The organism is Microbacterium sp. K41 (genome assembly GCF_004794395.1).
Lineage (GTDB): Bacteria > Actinomycetota > Actinomycetes > Actinomycetales > Microbacteriaceae > Microbacterium > Microbacterium sufflavum.
On sequence record NZ_SSDO01000099.1, the window covers coordinates 1 to 4777 of the forward strand.

Annotated in this window: 5 protein-coding genes; 3 read left to right on the plus strand and 2 right to left on the minus strand. The window is 70.8% G+C overall.

From position 1 onward, the window contains the following. Positions 1-219 (minus strand): hypothetical protein (locus DW309_RS01955; protein WP_136044398.1); only part of this gene is annotated, 219 nt, incomplete at its 3' end. Between the two features lie 133 nt (positions 220-352). Between DW309_RS01955 and DW309_RS01960 the strand changes: the two genes are divergently transcribed. From DW309_RS01960 to DW309_RS01970, 3 genes are read left to right on the plus strand one after another with little or no spacing between them, the layout of a single operon-like run. After that, positions 353-1093 (plus strand): Type 1 glutamine amidotransferase-like domain-containing protein, encoded by a 741-nt coding sequence (locus DW309_RS01960; protein WP_136030511.1) that lies wholly within the window; start codon positions 353-355, stop codon positions 1091-1093. A 30-nt stretch (positions 1094-1123) separates the two neighbouring features. Then, a complete protein-coding gene (locus DW309_RS01965) occupies positions 1124-2479 on the plus strand; it encodes an anaerobic C4-dicarboxylate transporter family protein (RefSeq protein ID WP_136030513.1) in 1356 nt (451 codons plus the stop codon). A 20-nt stretch (positions 2480-2499) separates the two neighbouring features. Then, the gene (locus tag DW309_RS01970) at positions 2500-3867 is read left to right on the plus strand and encodes a threonine/serine exporter family protein (protein ID WP_136030515.1); all 1368 of its coding nucleotides are present in this window, start codon (positions 2500-2502) and stop codon (positions 3865-3867) included. A 74-nt stretch (positions 3868-3941) separates the two neighbouring features. On the opposite strand, the gene DW309_RS01975 is transcribed toward DW309_RS01970, so the two are convergent. Next, positions 3942-4538 (minus strand): DUF305 domain-containing protein, encoded by a 597-nt coding sequence (locus DW309_RS01975; protein WP_136044399.1) that lies wholly within the window; start codon positions 4536-4538, stop codon positions 3942-3944. Positions 4539-4777: the final 239 nt, after the last annotated feature.

Below are 4777 nucleotides of genomic sequence, written 5' to 3' on the forward strand. Positions count from 1 at the left end.
ATGCACTGCGCCCTCGGGGGTGAGGCCCGCGGCGTACAGGGAGCCGGACGGGTGTGCGGCGAGCGCGAACGGCCGGTCGAGCGCGACCGCGGCGTCGCGCGCCTCCCACCGTTCGGTCTCGGGATGCCAGACCAGCGTCCACAGCGCCGGGCGCTCGGACATCGCGCACACCGCGAACTCGCTCGATGCCACCGTGGGCCCTCCCGCCGTCGTCGACACGTCCCCTCCCACTATGGCGTGCGCCGACGGCCGCACCGTCCCTCACGTCGAGCGGGTGAGGAGTGCTGGACGCGCCGGGTCGCGCACCACTATGTTGACGCCTGAGAGCAGCCGTCGAACCGGGGGGTCACCGATGTCACATGTTGTCGCAACCGGAGCCGGAAAGGCCATGATGGAGCGCCGGAACGATCCGACGCACGACTACATCCTGAGACTCACCGGCAAGGACAGACCGCGGGTGCTGTTCGTCGGCACCGCGACGGGCGACGACACCGCCTACATCGTGAGCTTCTACTCCACGTACGACTCCGACCGGTGCGCGCCGCACCATCTGCCGCTGTTCCACCGTGCCGTCGACGACCTCGCCGGGTTCGTGAAGGGCTTCGACGTGATCCACGTGGGCGGCGGCAACACCGCCAACATGCTCGACGTGTGGAAGCGGCAGGGACTCGACGAGATCATGCGCGAGATGTGGGAGGACCCGGCGTCGAACGTGGTGTTCACCGGCGGCAGCGCGGGCGGGATCTGCTGGTTCGAGGGCGGCACGACCGACAGCTACGGCCCCACGCTGCAGGTGCTGCCGGAGGGCCTTGGCTTCCTGCACGGCAGCTTCTGCCCGCACTACGACGCCGAGGACCAGCGCCGGCCGCTGTTCCACGCCTCCCTGCTCAGCGGGGAGCTGTCGACCGGCTACGCGGTGGGCAACCTCCAGTCGCTGCACTTCGAGAACTCCGAGTTCGTGACGGCGATCAGCCCGGTCGACGACCCCCTCGCCCTGCGGGTGGAAGCGGTGGACGGGCAGATCGTCGAGACCGAGCTGCCCGTGCAGGTGCTCACCGGTACCGGGCCCATCGCCACCGGACCCTCCTCCTGACCGGGCCATCCTGATGATCGGGGCATCGTCATGAACGACAACGTCTTCCTCCTCATCGCCCAGCTGATCGTCGTCGTCCTGGCGATCTTCATGGGCACCCGCACCAGCGGGATCGGCCTGGGCGTGTGGGGCCTCGTCGGCGTCGCCGTGCTGGTGTTCGTCTTCGGCGAGGCGCCGGGCAACGCCCCCGTCGACGCGGTGTTCATCGTCATCACCGTGATCACGGCCGCCTCGACCATGCAGGCCGCCGGAGGCATCGACTGGATGGTGTCCGTCGCGGCGAAGGTCATCCGCAAACGCCCCAAGTCGGTGGTGTTCCTCGCCCCCGCGATGTCGTTCCTGTTCACGGTCGGCGCGGGAACGGGCAACATCTTCTATCCGCTGCTGCCGGTGATCTACGACGTGTCGTACCAGCAGAAGATCCGTCCGGAGCGGGCGCTGGCGGTCTCGGCCGTGGCCTCGCAGGTCGGCATCCTGTGCTCCCCCGTGTCGGCTGCGACCGCCTCGATGGTGGTGCTGCTCGCGCCGCAGGGCGTGGACCTCGGCGGGCTGCTGCTCATCATGTGGCCGGCCTCCATCGCGGGACTCCTCGTCGCGGCGCTCGTGATGATGCGCCACGGCAAGGACCTGGAGGACGACCCGGAGTACCAGAAGCGCCTGGCGGACGGGCAGATCAAGCCGCCGGTCGTCGACGCGCACGAGAAGACGCTGCCGAAGACCGCGGTGCTCTCCGCATCGCTGTTCCTCGCGGGCGTCGCGGTGATCGTGTTCTTCGGCCTGTTCGAGAATCTGCGACCGGTGATCGGCACCGATGACGGCGGCGACCCCGTGCGTCTGAGCGTGACCGTCATCATCGAGGTCACCATGGGCATCATCGCCGCCCTCATCTTCGTGTTCTGCAAGGTGAAGGCGGCCGACGTGCCCAAGCAGCCCACGTTCCCCGCCGGCATCGTCGGCGCCATCGCCCTGTTCGGCATCGCGTGGCTGGCGAACACCTTCGTCGCCGCGAACCAGACGCTCATCGTCGACGGACTCGGCTCCGTGGTGTCGGGGTCGTCGGCGTTCCTGGGCGCGCTGCTGTTCGCGCTGGCGCTGTTCGCGGTCGCGATGCTCACCACGAGCCAGTCGAGCGCGACGAACGCGATCGTGCCGATCGGCATCACGATCGGGCTGCCCGCCCCGCTGCTGGTGGGCCTGTGGCCGGCGACCATGGGCATCTACACGCTGCCCGCCAACGGCAGTCAGGTCGCCACGGTCGCGTTCGACCAGACCGGCACGACCAAGATGGGCAAGTTCGTGGTCGACCACTCGTTCCAGCTGCCGAACCTGGTCTACGTCGGCACTGCGATCGTGGTCGGCGTCGCCCTGTCGTTCCTGTTCGCGTGACATGACCGCGGTGGGGTGACATGACCGACGTCGTCGACCGGTCGGCGCTGCGCCAGTTCCTGCTCGGGCTGGCGCAGGGGATGAACGCCTCGGCGGAGTCGGTCGACCGCATCCGCGACACGATCGCCGAGGTGGCGCGCGCGTCCGGCGGCGACGACACCGACTTCGTGGTGCTGCCGACGATCATCATCGTGGAGACGGGCGACGAGGAGGAGGAGCGCGTCGCCATCCGTTCCGCGACCAACGCGTCGTTCCGCTTCGACCAGATCGCGGCACTGTACGAGCTGATCGCGCAGGCCCGCACCGGCGCGGTCGCGCCGCGCGACGGGATCCGGCGGCTCAACGAGATCGGCGCGATGCGACCGCGCCTCGGCTGGTTCACGCGCACGCTCGGGCACGCGATCCTCACCACCGGGCTCGCCCTGCTGCTCGCCCCCACCTGGCAGGGGGCGACCGTCGCGTTCGTGCTCGGCTTCGGGATCGGGCTGCTCAAGCTCGTGCGCTCGCCCACGCTGCAGCTCATCATGCCGATCGCGGCGGCGTTCGTGTGCGCGACCGCGGTGTTCCTGCTCGCGGAGGCCGTGGAGGTCGGCGACCCGATCCGCGTGCTGATCGCCCCGCTGGTCACGTTCCTTCCGGGCGGGGTGCTGACCACCGCGACGGTCGAGCTCGCCGCCGGCCAGATGATCTCCGGGGCGTCGCGGCTGGTCTACGGGTTCGTGCAGCTCGCACTGCTGGCGTTCGGCATCCTCGCCGCGGGTGCCGTGGTGGGGGTGTCGTCCGACTCGTACGAGCCGCTCGACGCCTCCTCGTTCCTGCCGTGGTGGGTGCCGCTGCTGGGGATCCTCGTGTTCGCGCTGGGCAACTACCTCCATTTCTCGGCGCCGCCGTCGACCTTCGGATGGGTGCTGCTCGCGCTCGTGGTCGCCTATGTGGGCCAGTGGGCGGGCACCGAGTTCATCGACCCGGCGGTCGGCGGTTTCGTCGGCGCGCTCGCGGTGACCCCGGTGGTGTTCTGGATCGCGGGGCTGCGGCACGGGGCGCCGTCGCAGCTGACGTTCCTGCCGGCGTTCTGGCTGCTCGTGCCGGGGGCGGCCGGACTGGTCGGACTGACCGAGGCGTTCGCGACCGACAACGGCCTGGCCGACTTCGCCGCCGCCCTCGTGTCGGTCATGTCGATCGCGCTGGGCGTGCTGATCGGCACGGCCCTGTACCGCGTGGTGCACCACGGCGCCGAGGAGTTCGTGCAGTTCGCGGTGGCTCCGCCGCCCGCTCCCGACGACACCCCCGCCCCCACGCTGTGGCAGCGGCTCGCGCACCCGCTGCGACGTGTGGCGCGCCGCGTCGGGAGGGCCGAGCGGACTCCGCCGCGCCCGGATCAGCGATAGCCCTCGCGGCGATGTCCGGCGGCGGGAGAAGGGGTGAGCCCCGCGCCGCGCGAGGGCGACGCGGGGCTCTCGCGTCAGAGGCTCGCGAGGATGTCCTTCATCTCCGCGATCTCGGCCGTCTGGGCGTCGACGATGTCCTGCGCGAGCGCCACCGCATCGGCGTTCTCGCCGTCCGCGAGCTGCACCTCCGCCATCTCCACCGCGCCCTCGTGGTGCACGATCATCTGCTCCAGGAACAGCCGCGACGCCTCGGGCCCGGTCGCGGCCTCGAGCGCGGCGAGGTCGTCGTCGCTCATCATGCCGTCGCCGTGGTCCATGGCGCCGGCGTCGGCGGCGTCGGCACCCCAGTCGTCGAGCCAGCCCTGCAGCTGCTCGATCTCGGGCCCCTGCGCGGCCGTGATGCGTTCGGCGAGGTCGACCACGCGCGGGTCGACGCCATCCTTCGCGAGCACGATGTCGGACATCTCGACCGCCTGCTGGTGGTGCACGATCATCATCGACGCGAACATCGCATCCGCGTCGTTCGCCCCGGCGGCCGGGGCGTCACTCGGGGAGTGGTCCATGCCGGAGTGGTCGGCGGGGCCCGCGGGCTCGCTCGACGCGCAGCCGGCGAGCGCGAGCGACCCCGCGATCACGAGGGCGGCCGCGGTACGGGTGGTTCGATTCTTCATGGGTCTCTCTTCTCGGTCTTCTCGATCGGATGGGCGAGCGCGGTCGCGGTCGCCCCGGGCGCACGACGGCGCCTCAGGTCCGACTGATGCAGAGCACGTGAAGAGACGGAGGTCGCGGGATCGGCAGGGTGCCGCGCGCGCGGAGGATGACCGTGGCCGCCGGTGCCGCGAGGGCCGGGGACGGCCGGTGGCGCAGGAGCAGGAGGAGCCCGCCGAGCAGGGCCAGCACACACGCGGCG

Excerpts from the sequence above, each read along its gene's own strand:
- DW309_RS01960 (WP_136030511.1), top strand. The coding sequence starts at position 353 with ATGTCACATGTTGTCGCAACCGGAGCCGGAAAGGCCATGATGGAGCGC.
- DW309_RS01965 (WP_136030513.1), top strand. The coding sequence starts at position 1,124 with ATGAACGACAACGTCTTCCTCCTCATCGCCCAGCTGATCGTCGTCGTC.
- DW309_RS01975 (WP_136044399.1), bottom strand. The coding sequence starts at position 4,538 with ATGAAGAATCGAACCACCCGTACCGCGGCCGCCCTCGTGATCGCGGGG.
- DW309_RS01970 (WP_136030515.1), top strand. The coding sequence starts at position 2,500 with ATGACCGACGTCGTCGACCGGTCGGCGCTGCGCCAGTTCCTGCTCGGG.